General features: G+C 55.7%; 15 protein-coding genes. 10 read left to right on the forward strand and 5 right to left on the reverse strand.

Annotated elements, in window-relative coordinates; genetic code table 11:
• The first annotated feature begins 40 nt into the window (after nucleotides 1-40).
• Nucleotides 41-874 (forward strand): D-alanyl-D-alanine endopeptidase, encoded by an 834-nt coding sequence (gene pbpG, locus ACSOSI_RS13670; RefSeq protein ID WP_476705623.1) that lies wholly within the window; start codon nucleotides 41-43, stop codon nucleotides 872-874.
• A 155-nt stretch (nucleotides 875-1,029) separates the two neighbouring features.
• Nucleotides 1,030-2,001, forward strand: a complete 972-nt coding sequence (locus ACSOSI_RS13675; protein WP_112362883.1) for an LLM class flavin-dependent oxidoreductase — start codon at nucleotides 1,030-1,032, stop codon at nucleotides 1,999-2,001.
• Nucleotides 2,002-2,011: 10 nt separating this feature from the next.
• Here ACSOSI_RS13675 and ACSOSI_RS13680 read toward each other — a convergent pair whose 3' ends face one another.
• On the reverse strand, nucleotides 2,012-3,316 hold the full coding sequence (locus tag ACSOSI_RS13680) for an aminotransferase class I/II-fold pyridoxal phosphate-dependent enzyme (protein ID WP_476705624.1): 1,305 nt from the start codon (nucleotides 3,314-3,316) through the stop codon (nucleotides 2,012-2,014).
• A 68-nt stretch (nucleotides 3,317-3,384) separates the two neighbouring features.
• Between ACSOSI_RS13680 and ACSOSI_RS13685 the strand changes: the two genes are divergently transcribed.
• The 3 genes from ACSOSI_RS13685 to pdxY are packed head-to-tail and all read left to right on the forward strand — an operon-like array spanning nucleotide 3,385 to nucleotide 5,192.
• A complete protein-coding gene (locus ACSOSI_RS13685; RefSeq protein ID WP_012145292.1) occupies nucleotides 3,385-3,639 on the forward strand; it encodes a hypothetical protein in 255 nt (84 codons plus the stop codon).
• On the forward strand, nucleotides 3,636-4,352 hold the full coding sequence (locus ACSOSI_RS13690; RefSeq protein ID WP_476705625.1) for a glutamine amidotransferase: 717 nt from the start codon (nucleotides 3,636-3,638) through the stop codon (nucleotides 4,350-4,352). Before ACSOSI_RS13685 ends, ACSOSI_RS13690 begins: the two co-directional genes overlap by 4 nt.
• Nucleotides 4,353-5,192: a pyridoxal kinase gene (gene pdxY / locus ACSOSI_RS13695; protein ID WP_476705626.1), complete on the forward strand. Its 840-nt coding sequence runs from the start codon at nucleotides 4,353-4,355 to the stop codon at nucleotides 5,190-5,192.
• 47 nt (nucleotides 5,193-5,239) lie between these two features.
• Here the strand turns inward: pdxY and ACSOSI_RS13700 are convergent, their stop codons facing one another.
• The 4 genes from ACSOSI_RS13700 to ACSOSI_RS13715 form a co-directional block, all read right to left on the reverse strand.
• A complete protein-coding gene (locus ACSOSI_RS13700; RefSeq protein WP_259189425.1) occupies nucleotides 5,240-5,953 on the reverse strand; it encodes a flagellar brake protein in 714 nt (237 codons plus the stop codon).
• Between the two features lie 74 nt (nucleotides 5,954-6,027).
• Nucleotides 6,028-6,810: an N-formylglutamate amidohydrolase gene (locus ACSOSI_RS13705; RefSeq protein WP_012145296.1), complete on the reverse strand. Its 783-nt coding sequence runs from the start codon at nucleotides 6,808-6,810 to the stop codon at nucleotides 6,028-6,030.
• Between the two features lie 99 nt (nucleotides 6,811-6,909).
• Nucleotides 6,910-8,631: an ornithine lipid synthase OlsF gene (gene olsF, locus ACSOSI_RS13710; protein ID WP_012145297.1), complete on the reverse strand. Its 1,722-nt coding sequence runs from the start codon at nucleotides 8,629-8,631 to the stop codon at nucleotides 6,910-6,912.
• Between the two features lie 159 nt (nucleotides 8,632-8,790).
• Nucleotides 8,791-10,461 carry a DUF4091 domain-containing protein gene (locus ACSOSI_RS13715; RefSeq protein WP_476705627.1) on the reverse strand — a complete coding sequence of 557 codons (1,671 nt, stop codon included), beginning with the start codon at nucleotides 10,459-10,461 and terminating at the stop codon, nucleotides 8,791-8,793.
• A 465-nt stretch (nucleotides 10,462-10,926) separates the two neighbouring features.
• On the opposite strand from ACSOSI_RS13715, the gene ACSOSI_RS13720 reads away from it, so the two are divergent.
• The 5 genes from ACSOSI_RS13720 to ACSOSI_RS13740 all read left to right on the forward strand — a co-directional run bounded on the left by ACSOSI_RS13720 (nucleotide 10,927) and on the right by ACSOSI_RS13740 (nucleotide 16,469).
• The gene (locus ACSOSI_RS13720; RefSeq protein WP_476705628.1) at nucleotides 10,927-12,180 is read left to right on the forward strand and encodes an ABC transporter substrate-binding protein; all 1,254 of its coding nucleotides are present in this window, start codon (nucleotides 10,927-10,929) and stop codon (nucleotides 12,178-12,180) included.
• Between the two features lie 81 nt (nucleotides 12,181-12,261).
• Entirely contained in the window at nucleotides 12,262-13,200 is a 939-nt protein-coding gene (locus ACSOSI_RS13725) for a carbohydrate ABC transporter permease (protein ID WP_012145300.1), read from the forward strand.
• A 12-nt stretch (nucleotides 13,201-13,212) separates the two neighbouring features.
• Complete coding sequence (locus ACSOSI_RS13730; RefSeq protein ID WP_012145301.1) at nucleotides 13,213-14,031, forward strand: carbohydrate ABC transporter permease; 819 nt, start codon at nucleotides 13,213-13,215, stop codon at nucleotides 14,029-14,031.
• Nucleotides 14,032-14,053: 22 nt separating this feature from the next.
• Entirely contained in the window at nucleotides 14,054-15,166 is a 1,113-nt protein-coding gene (locus ACSOSI_RS13735; protein WP_476705629.1) for an ABC transporter ATP-binding protein, read from the forward strand.
• Between the two features lie 19 nt (nucleotides 15,167-15,185).
• Nucleotides 15,186-16,469: a Gfo/Idh/MocA family protein gene (locus ACSOSI_RS13740; protein WP_012145303.1), complete on the forward strand. Its 1,284-nt coding sequence runs from the start codon at nucleotides 15,186-15,188 to the stop codon at nucleotides 16,467-16,469.
• Nucleotide 16,470 lies beyond the last annotated feature (1 nt).

Consider the following 16,470-nt stretch of genomic DNA (forward strand, 5'->3'; position numbering starts at 1 on the left):
CAATATTCATTCACCTGTCAGGATCATAGTCACGTCTGCCATGTCTTTATTTAATTCCCTCATCCGTTTTCCCGCACGCCGCTTTGGCGCCATTTTGGTTCTCACACTGCTGTTCATTCTGCCCGCAGCACAAGCCGCTGCGCCGCTGGCGCTGTACTCGAAATCGGTATTGGTGGTCAATCAACGTAGCGGGAAAATCCTGTATCAGAAACAAGCCAACCGGGTGCAGCCTATCGCCTCGCTAACCAAATTGATGACTGCCATGGTCACGCTGGACAGCAAGCGTCCGCTGGGCAACAGGATGATGGTCACCGCCGCCGACCGTGATTTGTTGAAGAAAACCCACTCGCGCCTGACGATCGGTTCTACCCTCAGCCGCCGTGACATGCTGCATATCGCGCTGATGTCGTCGGAAAATCGCGCCGCTTCGGCGCTGAGTCGCAACTATCCCGGGGGGCGCAAAGCCTTCGTGGCGAAAATGAATCAGAAAGCGCGCACCATTGGCATGAAACACGCCCGCTTCTACGATCCTACCGGGCTGACACCGCGCAATGTCGCCAGCGCCAATGACCTGCTGAAAATGGTTAATCACGCCTACCGTTATCAGACCATTCGCCGTTTCAGTACCGACAAACAGCAAATCGTGCGTCCTGGCCGCGGTCAATTGGTCTACCGCAGCTCCAATGGACTGATCAACAATCCCGCCTGGAAAATCCAGTTGCAAAAGACCGGTTTCACCGACGAAGCCGGACACTGTCTGGTGATGCATACCCTGATTAAAGGGCAGCCGGTGGTGATCATCCTGCTCGGCTCGAAGCAGCGCTATGGCCACTATAAAGACGCCATTCGCCTGAAAGCCTGGCTGGAATCCTGATTTTTTGTGGCGCGTTAATCACGCGCCCCTTTACCGTTCTGCGTATATCTAAATCCGTTTTTTATCAATGGAATATCCTATCTCCAATCAATATTAAGCCTGTGGGGCCGGGCATGCTATTTGTCATCAATAATTGATGATAAAGGAGCAGGAAAATGGCTTATGCCCTGAGCGTGTTGGAAAAAAGTCCGATTGCCGAAGGAGAGAGCGCCGCCCAGGCGCTGACACGCACGCTGCATTTGGCGCAGCAGGCGGAAATCTGGGGCTACCGTCGTTTTTGGCTGGCCGAGCATCACAATACCGCGCAGCTCGCTTGCCCCTCCCCCGAAGTGCTGATCGCCTATTTACTCGGGCAAACCTCCCGCATCCGCATTGGCTCCGGCGGGGTCATGCTGCAACATTACAGCGCCTATAAGGTGGCGGAAAACTTCAATCTGCTGGCGACACTGGCACCGGGACGGGTCGATCTGGGGGTGGGCAAAGCGCCCGGCGGGCTGCCGCTCTCTACCCAGGCGCTGCAGGCCGCCCACGATCAACAGAATAAACCGGACTTTCCGCAGCAGCTTGCCCAGCTCAACGCCTACCTCAATGATGACGCGCAACCCGGCCTGAGTGCCACACCGCAACCGTCTCAGCCCGCACAACGCTTCCTGCTGGGGGCCAGCAAAGAAAGTGCCCAACTGGCTGCAGAACACGGCTGGGCCTTTGTCTTTGCCGCGCAGCTCAATGGTAACCCGGACGATATCCAGCGCGCACTGGCTCATTACGCCGAGCAAAGTGGCGGACGCAAAGCCCTGCTGGCCGTCGCGGTGATCGTTGCCGACACGACCGATCAGGCCCAGGCGTTGGCCGCCGGGATCCAGCAATACCGGGTACATGTGACCGGCGGACAAAGCGTGACGGTCGGCAGCCTTGAGCAGGCAGAGAGTTATGTTCAGCAGGCCGGAGCTACCGATTACCGTATTGAGCCGCGCGAAAGCCACATCCTGCTCGGCACTGCCCGGCAGGTACGCAGTCAGTTAGATCAATTACAGCAGCAATATGGCGTGGAAGAGTTTGTGATAGACACGCCGATCAGCGAGCCTGTCGCCCGCTTGACCTCTTTGCAACTGTTGGCGCAGGCCTGAGCCTGCCCAATCAGTTCACCACGGCACCAGCGCCGATGGCCACGGCCAGATCCTGAGCCAGTTCCTCTAACTGCTCCGGAAACAGGTTGGCCAGGCTGACACGGATCGCCGGGCCGCTTTTCAGACGGAAGGGTTCACCACCCTGCACCAACCAGCCGCGCTGTGCCATGATTTGGCTGGCGGCGGCTTCTGAACGCACCGGCAGCCAGATATGTACCCCTTCTCCCGGCGCTAACCGCGAGCCGGTCAATTCTTGCAACCGCTCCGTCAACGCGTCTCGTCGTTGCTGGTAAGCCTGCTGCGCCCGCACCAGCAAGCCATCACGCTGCGCCTGCATCCATAATTTGGCGGCAATTTGCTGCAGAATATGGCTGACCCAGCGTTCGCGTATGTACTGATCCGCACGCATTGCCTGCAATAGTTGCGGCTTGCCGCAGGCCAGCGCTATACGCAGATCCGGACTGAGAAACTTGCTCAGTGACAGCACATACAAACCCTTGTCTGCCGTAAACGGCAAATTCAGTGGCTGTTGCGATAGCGGCCCCCAGAAATCATCGACAATCGCCAGACAACCCGGATTTTGGGCCAGGAACTCACGCCAGTCATTGGCACGTGTAGCGCTAAGCGACATACCGGTTGGGTTCTGTGCGCGTGGCGTCAGGATCACTGCACACCCCTGCGTACCCGCGTCCTTTTCCGGCAGACGGCAACCCTGTTCATCCACCAGCAACGGCAAGGGTTTGAGACGCAGATGCCGCAGCAGCGTCAATAACGGTGGCCAACAGGGATCTTCCACCCACACCGAGGCCCCCGGTGCCGCATGGCTGCGCAGCGCCTTTTCGATGGCATCCAGTGCCCCGGAAAACACCGCCGTCTCACCCAGTTCCGCCCCCTGTTGGCTCAACCAGCCAGCGGCAAGCTGACATAGCGCCGGTAAATCACCGCTGATGTCATAGCCACTCTGCTGTGGGAAGACGTCGGCCGCACTCAGCGACAGTGCCGGTAGCAAGGTGCCATCCAGATTGCCGCTGGCCAAATCACGCATGCCTTCGGGTACTTGCCGAACACTGCGTACCGCCATCAGGGGTTGCTCCAGTACCTGAGTACCGGCACGCCCGCGGGTAGCGACCAACCCGGCATCGCGCAGCTTGCCATAGGCGCTGGCAACGGTATTGGGGTTAACTCCCAGCTCGCCGGCCAGTTGACGCACCGGCGGCAATAGGTCACCCGGCTGTAAATCCCCCTGCTTGATCTGCGTGCTGATCTGTTCAGCAATCTGGACAGCGCTGCCGCCTTTTGCATACAATGAACCCATACATAAAGCCTTTTTGTATTAGTTCAAAACAGATTACCTGTTTGGAACGTAAAAGTTAAGGGGTAAAGATGGAAAAACATTACGTACTCGATATTCAACACGATGGCAAAGCTTTCGCCCGTTTGCAGATGTTCACCCCCTGGGCCAGCGACCAACTGCAGCAGGCCCAGGCGCTGTTTCCTACGGAGCAGGGCTACCGGTTGCATATCAGCCAGGTCAAAGAGCGTCGGATAGTTTATCAAAGCGGCATTGGCGGTATCACCATCCTTGGCGATACGCTGGAACTGGAACCTTATCCCCTTGGCACGGAGGTGCAGCCATGAAGAAAGTTGTCGCTATCAGACATGTGAATTTTGAAAACCTCGGTATCCTGGGTTCACTGCTTTCACTACGGGGCTATCAGATTGATTATTACGATGCGGGCCGTGACGATATACGCGCCATCAATAATGAGGAGACCGACCTGTTGGTGGTGCTTGGCGGCCCGATCAGCGCGGCGCAGCATTTTGCCGGTCAGCAGCATTATGCGTTTCTCAACGATGAATTAGCACTGGTAACCCAGCGGCTGCAGCAAAAACGGCCTACGCTGGGCGTCTGTCTTGGCGCACAGGTGATGGCTCAGGCCCTGGGGGCCGACGTGGTTTCGCTCGGCGTGAAAGAGATCGGTTTCGAACCGTTAACGCTCTCAGAGCATGAAGACTCGGTGCTGGCGCCCTTGGGAACAACACCCGTGCTGCATTGGCACGGCGATATGTTTATGATCCCGGAGGGCGCGACCTGCCTGGCCGGTACCGAAGTTTGTCCTAATCAGGCTTTTGAGTATCAGGATTTCGCCCTTGGGCTACAGTTCCATCTGGAAGCCGATCATCAGGATCTGGAACGCTGGCTGGTGGGCCATGCCTGTGAGCTTGAACTGGCCGGTATTCTGCCACAGCGTTTGCGCCAACAGGCCGCTCGCTACGGTACAGAATTAGAACAGCGCGCCCGTCAGGTATTTACGCGGTGGCTGGATAAAGTCGAACCAAGGATGTTATAGATGCAACAGGTTTCTCAATTACAACCGCCGCAGATTGATGTGATCAGTATTCAATCGCAGGTCGCGTATGGCAGCGTCGGCAACGGGATCGCCTATCGCACCTTGCTGAAAAAAGGGCTGGAAGCGTTACAGGTGCCCAGCGTGCTGTTCGGCTGCCCGCCCTATTATGGCGCGCCCAGCGGTGGCGTCATTCCGGCCGAGTGGTTCAGCGGCTTTCTCGAGGATTTACTGACCCGCGGCGTAATGAAACGCACCCGGGCGGTGATCGTCGGTTATCTGGGCGACGTTGGCCAATGTCATTTTCTACACACCTGGCTACAGCGCGTGCGCGCTATCAATCCGCAGATAAAAATTTATATCGACCCGGTGATGGGCGATTACGGTGAAGGCGTTTACGTGGATGAGCGTATCGTCAGTTGCTATCGCTCGCCGTTCCTGCAACTGGCTAATGGCCTCACCCCCAACGGTTTCGAACTGGAGCAACTTTGCGGGCATCCGTTAACCAGCCGAGAGCAAACGCAGCATGCCGCACAGGCGTTATTGAATGACACTACCGAGTGGGTACTGGTGACCAGTGCGCCAGGCGTGGCGGAAAATGACGATCAGATTGGCTTACTGTTGGTCAGCCACGACGAGGTGCAAAGCTATACCCATCCCAAGATTCAGTCGAAGGTAAAGGGCACCGGTGACATGTTCACCGCGTTGCTGGTCAGCCATTTGTTGAACGGGAAAAATCTCAATAGTGCAGTCCTGACCGCCAGCAGTGAGGTCTGCGATGTGCTGACTGAAGCGGCGCATTTCGGTTTGGAGGAAATCGGCAGCCTGCGTGCCTTGAAATAGAATAGAACGGAGTGGCGGGGCAGCCTGCTGCCCCGCTGATTTCCTATTTAGCGTTTTTTCTTTTTATTGAAATCCAATTCGAAAGCAAACACTGCGCTCTGAATTTTTCTTTCCATTGCCAGGCCCAGCTTCATAAAACGGCACGACAGGCGCGAGAAGTGCACCATGTTGTCGTCGTCATCGAGTTCGTGATCTTCATTGATCACCACCAGTTCCATATTGACCTTGAAACTGCCGTAGCTGCCGAGATCCAACAAGGCCTTTTTAAACTGAAAACCGGGCTGCAGGTTTTCCGGCAATGGGCCATCAACTCGCAAACCAACGCCACCGGCAGACAGGTCGTGGATCCTCAACTGGTACTCGCTGCCATCGGCGTATTCGCCGCTGCAGAGAAATTCACGCCAGTGGGGAGTGGTGACGCGAAACTGACGACGGCGCTGGATGTAGATCAGTTCTTTCGGCAATCGGGTTGAACAGGCGTTAACCCCTTGATGGTCGGTGAACTCGGCCTGTCCCACGGAAAATTCGATCTTCGCGTCATGGCTTTCAATCACAATGGTACATTCACCGTCGACCTTGTTGTCCACCTCATCGCCGCTGAACACAATATTATCCGGTCCGACGCTCAACAGCAGGCTTTGAAACTGCTGCCGATCATTGACGACCTTCAGTGGCGTGCGCTGTTTACAAATTTCACGCAGTATTGCCAGTACTTCGAATCGCTCCTGCTTGATAAACAATCCGTTATCATTCTGCTCCACTCGTCGCTCCTGACTCTTCCCAATGACGCTTTACACGTTCCTTACAGTTATCATCACTGGGAATATTCCTAAAGTCAAATTTGCCAGCGATGCCAGGCCTGTGGAAGCAGTCTGGCGAAGCGTTCAGCCCAGGCTTGCTGACCCTGTTGGTCGGCGATTAAATCCTGGCGGATCTCAATGCCAACGTAGGGAAGCTCCCGTCGCTCGGCGTGCACCGGCAGGGTGTAATCCGTTGCATCGGTCATGGCATACGGCTCGTTAACGCCGACCTGCAAATCCCCTTCCTCCCGCAGCAGCTCTGCCAGCAGCAACGCGAACTCCGGCTGGCGGTTAAACAGCAGCCCCACCTGCCACGGCCGCTCGTTGCCTTTGAATACCGGCGTGAAGCTGTGCATGGCGATAACCGCCGTCGGCAGCCCGTTGCGCTGGCGTTCATCCAGATGGTCGGTTATCGCCTGATGATAAGGCCTGAAAATGGCATGCTCGCGAGCCTGCGCATGTCTGGCATCAATATCGACATTCCCGGGTATCGGCGTCAATTCTGACAGTGACGGGATCGAGCTATTGATGCCGGGCGTACGGTTACAGTCAATCACCAAACGGGAGTAACGCTGATGGATCAACGTAGTGTCCAACTGACGGCTGAGATGACGCGAAACGTTTAATGCGCCGATGTCCCAACCGATATGGCGGTCGATTTCACCGGGTGGCAGACCCAGATCGCCCAACTGCTGCGGTATCGCCTGGCCGGCGTGATCGCAGAGTAATAGAAAAGGCGCGACGCCTCTGGGCGTTTCAATCGCCACGGCGGCGGGGTCTTCAGCGGATAACAAAGATGAGACGAACGACTGTGGCATGAAAAACTCCGGTGGCGGAACAAAGCCTTATCTTAGGCTATACCCCACCACCGTTGCCAAGCTTCGGGTTAGATCAAAAAAGCATGAAGCGCATGCCAATTACTCTATACAGGTGTCCTGTGGCTGATGCACCGCAATATAACGCTGGAACCGCGCCGGTTTAAGCCGGGTAAGGTCGACCAGTACCAGGCCATCAATGCAGTTGTTGAAGGCCGGATCGGTGCCGAAATCAATAAACTGCACCCCGCCGGGTTCACACAGCTCGGTATATTGTTTATACAGCGTAGGTATCGAACAGCCGATATTGCTCAACAGGCTTTTCAGCCGCACCAGATCTTCCTGATAGTTATCGCCGGCAAACTGTGCCAAAACCTGCGGCAACGAAGCAGGATAAGGCTGGCGAGACTGCGCCAGGGCATGATTAGGTGAGAAGTACAGTCGGTAGAAGGCAATCAACAGGTCACGCGCCGTCACCGGCATGCCGCCGGAAATGGAAACCGGGCCAAACAGATAGCGGTACTGCGGATATTTTGCCAGGTAAGCGCCAATCCCCAACCACAGGTAATCCAGACCGCGTTTGCCCCAATAGGCAGGCTGAATGAAGCTGCGGCCCAGTTCGATGCCCTGCGCCAGGATCGGTGCCATCTCGCGGTCATAATGGAACAGACTGTTGCTATAGATACTTTCCAGCCCTTTGCGCTCCAACTGCTCGGCAGTAGGAATAAAGCGGTAGGCACCCACAATCTCCAGTTCGTCCGCATCCCACAGCACCAGGTGATAATAGTCGTCGTCATAGCTGTCCAAATCACGACGGCGACCGGAACCTTCGCCCACCGCGCGGAAAGCAATCTCACGCAGCCGACCGAGCTCACGCAGGATAGGCGCACGCGCCTCACCCTGACGGCGATACAGGAAGATAATCTTCCCGTCCGGCGTCACCCCAAGACGCTCACAGTTTGCCAGTGCCTTCTTCAGCTCCAACCGATCCTCTGGCAAGGCGATGGGTGACTCACTGGCAAACAATCCTTCTTTACCCTGGCCCAGACGGTAGACATGGCGGCGGAAACGCTCGGCCAAATCTTTGGCGCTGGTGTGGCCATCATGCCAGTTGCTAAACGGAATACGGCCACCTACGCGAATTTTGATGCGTCCGCCCTGCTGCTGGAACATTTCACGTACCAGTAAGAGTGTGGACAGAGGTCGGTAAACCAGCGAGGTGAAATAGAACAGGTTGCTGTTACGCGCGCTGATGTGGATCGGCACAATCGGCGCTCGCGCCTTGGCCGCCAGCCGCAGGAAGCCGGTATGCCAGTGGCCGTCACGAATGCCTTTCGGGCTCATGCGCGACACCTCTCCGGCAGGAAACAGGATCAGGGCGCCCTGCTTATCCAACTGGGCCTGCATGCCTTCAATTTGCTTGCGATTGGTCTTGTTGCCGACGTTGTCCACCGGCACAAACAGGTTGCGCAGCGGTTCTATGTAGGTCAACAGTTGGCTGGCGACCACTTTGACATCCGGGCGCACTGCCGCCACGGCACGCAGCAGCACCAGCCCATCCAGCGAGCCAATCGGGTGGTTGGCCACCAGCACCACCGGACCCTGGCTCGGAATATTTTCCAGGTCACCATCGACCAACTCACAGCTGAGGTTGAAGTAGTCCACCACCTGCTCTATCAAATCCAGCCCCTTCAGGTGTGGATAGTCGGCGGCAAACTGTTTGAATTCTTTTTCGAAGAGTAAAGTTCTCAGCAGGCTACGCTGCCAGGCAGGGGTCTTGCGGTGTGGAAATGCATCATGCAACAGAGAGTCCAAGCTAAACATCGCGTTATCTCCTGGCTTAGTCGCTGCAAACTTAAGCCAGCGCTATGACCCTAACATGTCAGAAACATGACAGAAAAATGAAATCCCTCAACTATCAGGTATAGCAAATTATTGAAAATTTGGTGGCGAAGAGAAGCCTGTCGCCACCAAAGCCGCATTTTATGCCATCGAAATTAAGGTTTCGATGCGCTGATTTACCACCTCCCGCAGCCGCAACAGCGGCTCCGCCTGATGTGGATAACGTTTAAAAGTGATGTCCATCCCCAACTGTTGTTCAATCAAAGCCTGCACCGTCGCGCGGTCCGTCAGGCTTTCCAGCAGCTGTAAGGCTCGCATGTCCTGCAGACCCTGGTGCAGTACCCGCAATCGCAGGGACTCCACCGGCGTCAGATCCTCACCGGGATAGACCACGAAGGCATCGCCGGAGGGAAAGGCATTGCGGCAATCCGTCACCGCGTAGGGGTTGAGTTGCTCCCGCGAATGACCACTGTTATAGAAGTTGAAGCCCCAATGCAAAAAGCCGGTGATGTTGTAGCGGTAGAGCTGGATCCCCAAAATGCGGTTACGTGCCGAAGGCTGGGCAAAGAAGCGGTTGGCCACCTCGGTTTTTTGTACGCAGCAGTAATAGGCCCACAGGCCTGGCACCCGATTCTCAATAAATGGCTCAATATGATCGGTGGCAGCCACCGGCGTTTCCACCAACCCCTGTTGGTAAAAGGCATAATCAGATAGCGCATCAAAAGTATGAAAACCGGCCAGCAGTGGGCGCAAGGTAGCGCTGGCACGCTGGTAAACGTCGATATTGTCCAGCGTCGGCTCGTCAGAAATATGAAACCACACCCGCTGTTGCAACTGCCGCTCGCGGAACCAGTCGGTCAGCGCCGGCAGCAGAGCCTGTAGAAACTGTTGATACTCTTCGGCGTGGGCGTTGGTATGCCATCCGAACAGCGGACTCAGCGTGCCGTCTATCTCCACCATGATTTTCGGCGCGTGTGCCGCCCCCCACTGAGTAAACAGCGGCGCAATTTCAAAGTGCTCAATGCCCTCTTCCTGCGCCATTGCCACCCATTGCGCCAAACGTTGGAAATCAAAGCGGTAGCCCTGCGCAGAGCGCTGTACGCCCACCAGTTGTACGGTGGTACGCTCGCCGCCGATGGCGGTATCCAGCGGCGGCGTGAAGATCGGCGTCAACAGCATGTTTACCCCACTGTTAACCGCGGTACGGACAAAGTTGCGTACCGCCAGCCAGTACTCCCGGCTGAACACCGGCAACTGGTAATAATCCGCCAGGCAATCGGAGTGCAGCCATTCGGTGTGCAGCAGGGTTTGCGGTGGCAGCGCGGCCGGGACGATATGTAGCGTCAATGCAGCACTGGCCAGCACTTGCTCGCTGGCCACATCAAACAAGGTCAGCGTCAGTGGGTAGTCCCCGCCCGCTACTGGCATTGCCGGTGGGGTTAAGGTCAACCACAGGCTGCCGTAATAATTGCAGGCGGCAAAGAAACGTCGATCGACCAGGGGCATCAGCGGATCGGGAAATAACCCCGGTTCGGTACGCAGATAGTTCTCATCGGTCTCGGCATAACAGGGAAAGTGGCTGGGCACCGATTGCACCTGACGCACGCTGATATACTCCGCCAATGGCCCCTCAATACGATAGCCTAATTCACGACGCGTTTCGTTTCCTGCCCGTTGCAGGCAATAAACGGCCTGCCAGGAAACAGTTTCATTATTAAGACCGCTGAGTTTATTTATCTGCATAATCTGCGGCGAGTTATGGCTGTGGAATATCTTTTCCAGGCAATGGGTAAGGGTCAATGAAAGGCGCATAACGGTTAGCTCTCTTTTATTGGGAAATACCGACGAGTGATTTTCAGGCTAAACCCTTTTATCGCTGTAAACAATAGAGCCCATTCAAAAATCGACAACACGCCGTGGCAGCGACTGCCCTATACGATTTTTTTGTTTATTTGCATCACAAAAATGAAAGATAACCCGGCATGCACAATAAAAATATTTTTAATCCCCATTATGGTGCAAGGGTTATCATTTATTCCTATGACCCCAGTGGCCCGGAATTACTGCCTGGCAGGGCCAAAACCGGCTCAAGAGGTTAACAGATTGTGAACAAGTAACGCTTTCGGTTTAAGCTTCAACCCTTTCGATTTTAACAACAACGAAACATTCATGCCCCTTTTTTGGGCAGATCGGGGCGTATTGACACATTGAAAGTTAAGGGATAGAAAGAATTCACGTTACGAAAATATTTATTCGTCGTTCACCGAGGGGAAAGCAATGTCACCGATAAAAAATACCGGCCGTCTTCTGGCGCACTCTGCCATTACGGTTGCATTATTATTGCCGACCATGTTATATGCCGCCGATCAAATAACCCTGCGTTACGCCGTGTGGGACAGAAATCAATTACCTGCCGAGCAGGAGATTGCCAAAAGATTTGAAAAAGAAAACCCTAACATTAAAATCACCATAGAATTAACGCCGTCGGCACAATACTTCGTTAAATTGGATTCCGCCGCCGCAGGGGGTGTCGCGCCAGATATATTCTGGATAAACATGCCTTATTTCGTTCAATACGCCAAAAATGGCATTATGCAGCCCTTAACGCCGTATATTACCGGCAGCAGCGTGCAATTAAATAATATCGTCGCCAGTTCGGTTAAAGCCTATCAGTATGATGGGCAGCAAATGGCCATCCCCCGCGACGTTGACTCAATCGCCGTGTGGTACAACAAAAAATTATTCGACCAGGCCGGCGTCAGCTACCCGACCAACGACTGGAGCTGGGATGACCTGAAAAACAAAGCCACCGCGCTGAAAACCGGCTTGAAGGGCAGTGCCTTCCCGCTGGTGATGGATCTGAGCATTGACGGGCAGGACAGCTATATGAACCTGCTGTTCCAAAACGGCAACCACATAGTCCCGAAAGACGGTCAACCCACCGATATCGCTAACGATAAATCCATCTGGGTCTATCAACAGCTGCAATCCATGATGAAAGATGGCTTGATGCCCAGCGCCCAACAGATGAGCGAAGTCAAAACCGAAAACATCTTCCAGTCCAACCGTGCGGCGATGGTGTATGCCGGTTCATGGTTGGCAGCCCCGTTCGCCAACAATCCGCTGATCAACGACCATATCGGCGTAGTCATGATGCCGAAAATCGAGCGCCAGTCCGGCGTGGCGCACAGCCTGGCATTTGCCATGTCCGCCAACAGCGCCCACAAGCAGGAAGCCTGGAAATACATTGAATTTATGAGCTCCGAAGCCTCGCAGACCGAGTTGGCAAAAGCGGTGATCCCGGCCAACAAACTGGCGGCCAAAGCCTGGGCGGCGGAGATCAAAAAAGTCGATGTCACGCCTTATATTGACACTCTCAACGTGACCGAAGCCTACCCCACAGCCGGTACCAATACGCCGAAATGGCAAAACATGTGGATTGCCAGCCTGAAGAAAATCTTTATGGGCGCGGATGCCAAAGCCGAGATGGACAAATCGGTCAAGAAGATCGAACGCGTAATGGAGCAGTAATCACCCCGAGCCGGTAGCGCCTGCCCGAAGGCGCACCGGCTGCGGAATACCGCAAAGCAGTTACAGGTGAGGAAAGGCAACATGTCGCTGGCAGAAAGCTACGGTGCCCTAAAACAACAAAAAAGTACCCCACGACCCGCACTCAGCCGCCTGGAGCGTGCCGAGCGTTTCTGGGGCTGGGTGATGATCTTGCCGTTGCTGATTGGCTTGACGGTGTTTTACCTGGTCCCCTTCTTACAGAACATCTTTTACAGTTTTACCGACCTCAACCAATTTATGCGCTGGAGCACCCTCAGCGTCGATAACTACGTCAATCTGTTTGAAGACGACGACTTTTACACCGCCGCCGGAAACACACTGTTCTATGTGGTGGTGTGTGTCCCCGTCAGCCTGAGCCTGTCGCTGCTACTGGCGATTGGCCTGAACCAGAACATTCGCGGCAAGGCGCTGCTACGCACCCTGCTGTTCTTGCCGGCGGTCACCATGCCTGCCGCCGTGGCGATGGTCTGGCAATGGCTGTTCAACAAGGATTTCGGTTTGATCAACCAGGCGATTGGCCTGCTGGGGATTTCGCCGGTGGCCTGGCTGTCCGACCCGGACGTGGTGCGCATCAGCGTTTCCATCATCATTATCTGGTCGTCGCTGGCGCTGAAAATCATCATTTTGCTGGCCGGGTTACAAAGCATTCCACGTCAACTGTATGAGGCCGCCGATATTGACGGTATCAGCACCCTACGCCGCTTCTTTTGCATCACCCTGCCGATGATGGTGCCAACGCTGTTCTTCGTTTCGGTGATGAGCTTTATCGAGATCCTGCAAATATTCGACGTGGTGTTCCTGATGTTCGACCGCGCGTTGGTGGAAAGCGACGTGATGACCGTCACCAACCTGTTTTACAAGTATGCCTTTTACCTGCAGGAGAAAGGTTACGCCTCCGCCATCACCGTGGTGCTGTTCGCCGTCACCCTGCTGATCACCCTGATTCAAATGATGATTGGCAAACGCCTGAAAGTCAGCTGAGGAGCCACGACGATGAGCATAAGTAAAAGAACGCTGGTGTATCTGTTTATGGTGTTGGCGGCGCTGGCCTCGGTGGTGCCTTTTATCTGGATGCTGGTGACTTCGCTGAAAACCCAGGCCGAGAGCATTCAGATCCCGCTGACGCTGTTACCGGCACACCCCAGCCTGCAGGCCTACGGCAAGGTGATGCGTGAAATTCCGTTCACCGACTTCTATGTGAACTCGCTGCTGGCGACCTTTTTCACCGTCACGCTGCAGATGGTGATCGCCACCATGGCTGCCTACGGTTTCTCTCGCCTGCACTTTCGCGGCCGTGATGCGGTGTTCCTGGTGTGTATTTCGATCCTGATGGTGCCTGGTCAGGCCTTTTTGATCCCGCAGTTTTTGGTGGTGCAGAAACTGGGGTTGGTGAACAGCATCACCGGGCTGGTTTTGCCGGGTATTTTCAGTATTTACGCCACCTTCCTGCTGCGCCAGTTCTTCCTGGCGGTGCCGAAAGAGATGGAAGAAGCGGCGCTGATCGACGGTTACAGCTACTTCGCTATCTTCTGGCGCATCATGCTGCCGCTGATCCGCCCCGGCATTATCGCCTGCATCATCATCAACGGCCTGTGGAGCTGGAACAACCTGATGTGGCCGCTGATCGTCAACACCACCACCGAAAAACTGACGCTGCCGGTCGGGCTGGCATCGCTGTCGAGCCGTGCCGGAGTGGAATACCCGCTGCTGATGGCCGGTGCGCTGATGGCGGTGATCCCGATGCTGATGCTATTCATTCTTTTCCAACGCTACTTCATCCAGGGCATCGCCAGCGCTGGGGTAAAAGGCTAACCGCGTACACAAGGTAAATAATATGGCCGGTATACAGTTAAACAGTGTGAAGAAGGTTTATCCCAACGGGTTCAAAGCATTGCACGGGATCGATCTGGATATTAAAGACGGCGAGTTTATGGTGTTTGTCGGGCCATCCGGCTGCGCCAAATCCACCCTGCTGCGGATGATCGCCGGGCTGGAGAGCGTCAGTGAAGGCCAGATATTAATCCATGACCGCTGCGTCAACGACACCATGCCGAAAGATCGCGGCATCGCCATGGTGTTCCAGAACTATGCGCTGTATCCGCACATGACGGTCTACAAAAACATGGCGTTTGGCCTGATCGGCAAGGAAAGCAAAGCCGAAATTGACCGCCGGGTGCGGGACGCGGCCGAAAAACTGGAAATCACCAATCTGCTGCAACGCAAGCCGGGCCAGTTATCCGGCGGCCAGTGCCAGCGCGTGGCGGTCGGCCGTGCCATTGTGCGCAAGCCCAAGGTATTTCTGTTCGATGAACCGCTGTCCAATCTGGATGCCAAGCTGCGGGTCTCGATGCGCGTTCAACTGATCGAACTGCACAATCAACTCAAGCAGGAGGGTGCTGCCGCCACCATGGTGTATGTCACCCACGACCAGGTGGAGGCAATGACCATGGGGGACCGCATTTGCGTGCTGAACCGTGGCGCCATTATGCAGGTGGATAAACCGATCAATCTCTACCACCAACCGGCCAACCGCTTTGTCGCCGAGTTTATCGGCAGCCCGTCGATGAACCTGCACGATATGGCGATTACCCGCAGCGCTGAGGGTATCGGGCTGCGCATTGGTGACGAATATCCCCTCGAACTGCCGGCGACGCTGCAAGGACAGTTGGAAAATTACCCGCACCCACGCGTGTGCCTTGGCATTCGTCCGGAGTCTCTGCGGCTGTGTGCGCCCGGCAGCAGTAATTGCTTCCCGGCGAAGATTGTCACTATCGAACGCATGGGCAATGAAGAGTTGCTGCACTGCGAACTGGCCGGACTGCGCTTTGTGCTGCGCATGGCGTCGCAGCCTGACTGGGAGCCACACCTGGGGGAACAGATCCACCTGGCTTTCGACCTGTCCCGCGCGCACCTGTTTGACGAAATCAGCGGCCAAAACCTCAAATAATTAGATCGGAGAATGTGCAATGTCGTCAGCTCAACAAAATGGTTTTGCCGGCCGCCCGGTTCGGGTACTGGTGATTGGTGCCGGGGCGCGTGGAGAAATTTACTCGCGCTACGCGTTGGCTCACCCGGATTTAATGCAGGTGGTGGCAGTGGCCGAGCCACGTGACGTCTACCGTCAGCAATTTGTCGAACAGCACGCTATCGCGGCGGACAAGGTGTTCACCGACTGGCGGCAGGCCGCCGACGCAGGCAAATTGGCCGATGCGGTGCTGATCTGCACTCAGGATACCCTGCACCTCGAACCGGCACTGGCCTTCGCCAAACAGGGTTATGCCATGCTGCTGGAGAAACCGCTGTCGCCGGACGCCAGCGAATGCCGCACCATCGTCGAGGAAGTGGTGCGCCAGAAGCTGATTTTCTCCGTCGGCCACGTGCTGCGCTATACGCGTTACACCCAAAAACTGAAGCAACTGCTGCGCGATAACGTGATTGGCGACATCGTCAGCCTGCAACATCTGGAGCCAGTGGGCTACTGGCACCAGGCGCACTCCTTCGTGCGCGGCAACTGGCGCAACGACAACGAAGCCGCCTTTATGCTGCTGCAGAAGTCCTGCCACGACATCGACTGGATCCGCTACATCATGGAATTGCCCTGCGAGCAGATCAGTTCATTCGGTGGCCTGCGCCATTTTCGCCAGGAAAACCAACCGGCCGGGGCAGCAGATAATTGCCTGGACTGCGCGGTGGAAGCCAGTTGCCCCTACTCCGCCAAACGCATCTACCTGGGTGACGACCACAAGGCGACACCGGGTTTCCTGCGGGTGTTGACCCCAGAAGTCAGCCAGCCGCATCTGCAGGCGGCGCTGCGCGACGGTCAGTATGGCCGCTGCGTCTATCGCTGCGACAATAACGTGGTCGACCATCAGGTGGTCAACATGCAATTTGCCGGTGGCCGCACCGCCTCCTTCACCATGACCGCCTTTACCCGGCTGGAAGATCGCCAGACCCGTATTTTCGGCAGCCATGGCTGTCTTGAGGGAGACGGACGCTACATCCGCATTACCTCATTCGTCGACGACAGTGAAAAGGTCTACGACGTCGATGAGGCCGAAGATCTGCACGCCATGTCCGGCCACGGCGGTGGCGATTACTACCTGATGCAGCATTTTATCGACGCCATTCGCACCAACGATCCTTCACAGGTGCTGTCCGGCCCGGCAGAAACGCTGGAAAGCCACCTGATGGTGTTTGCGGCGGAACGTGCACGCCGTGAATCTGCAGTGATCACCCTGAGCGGAGCCTGAA

Source organism: Serratia sp. AR11 (assembly GCF_056376275.1).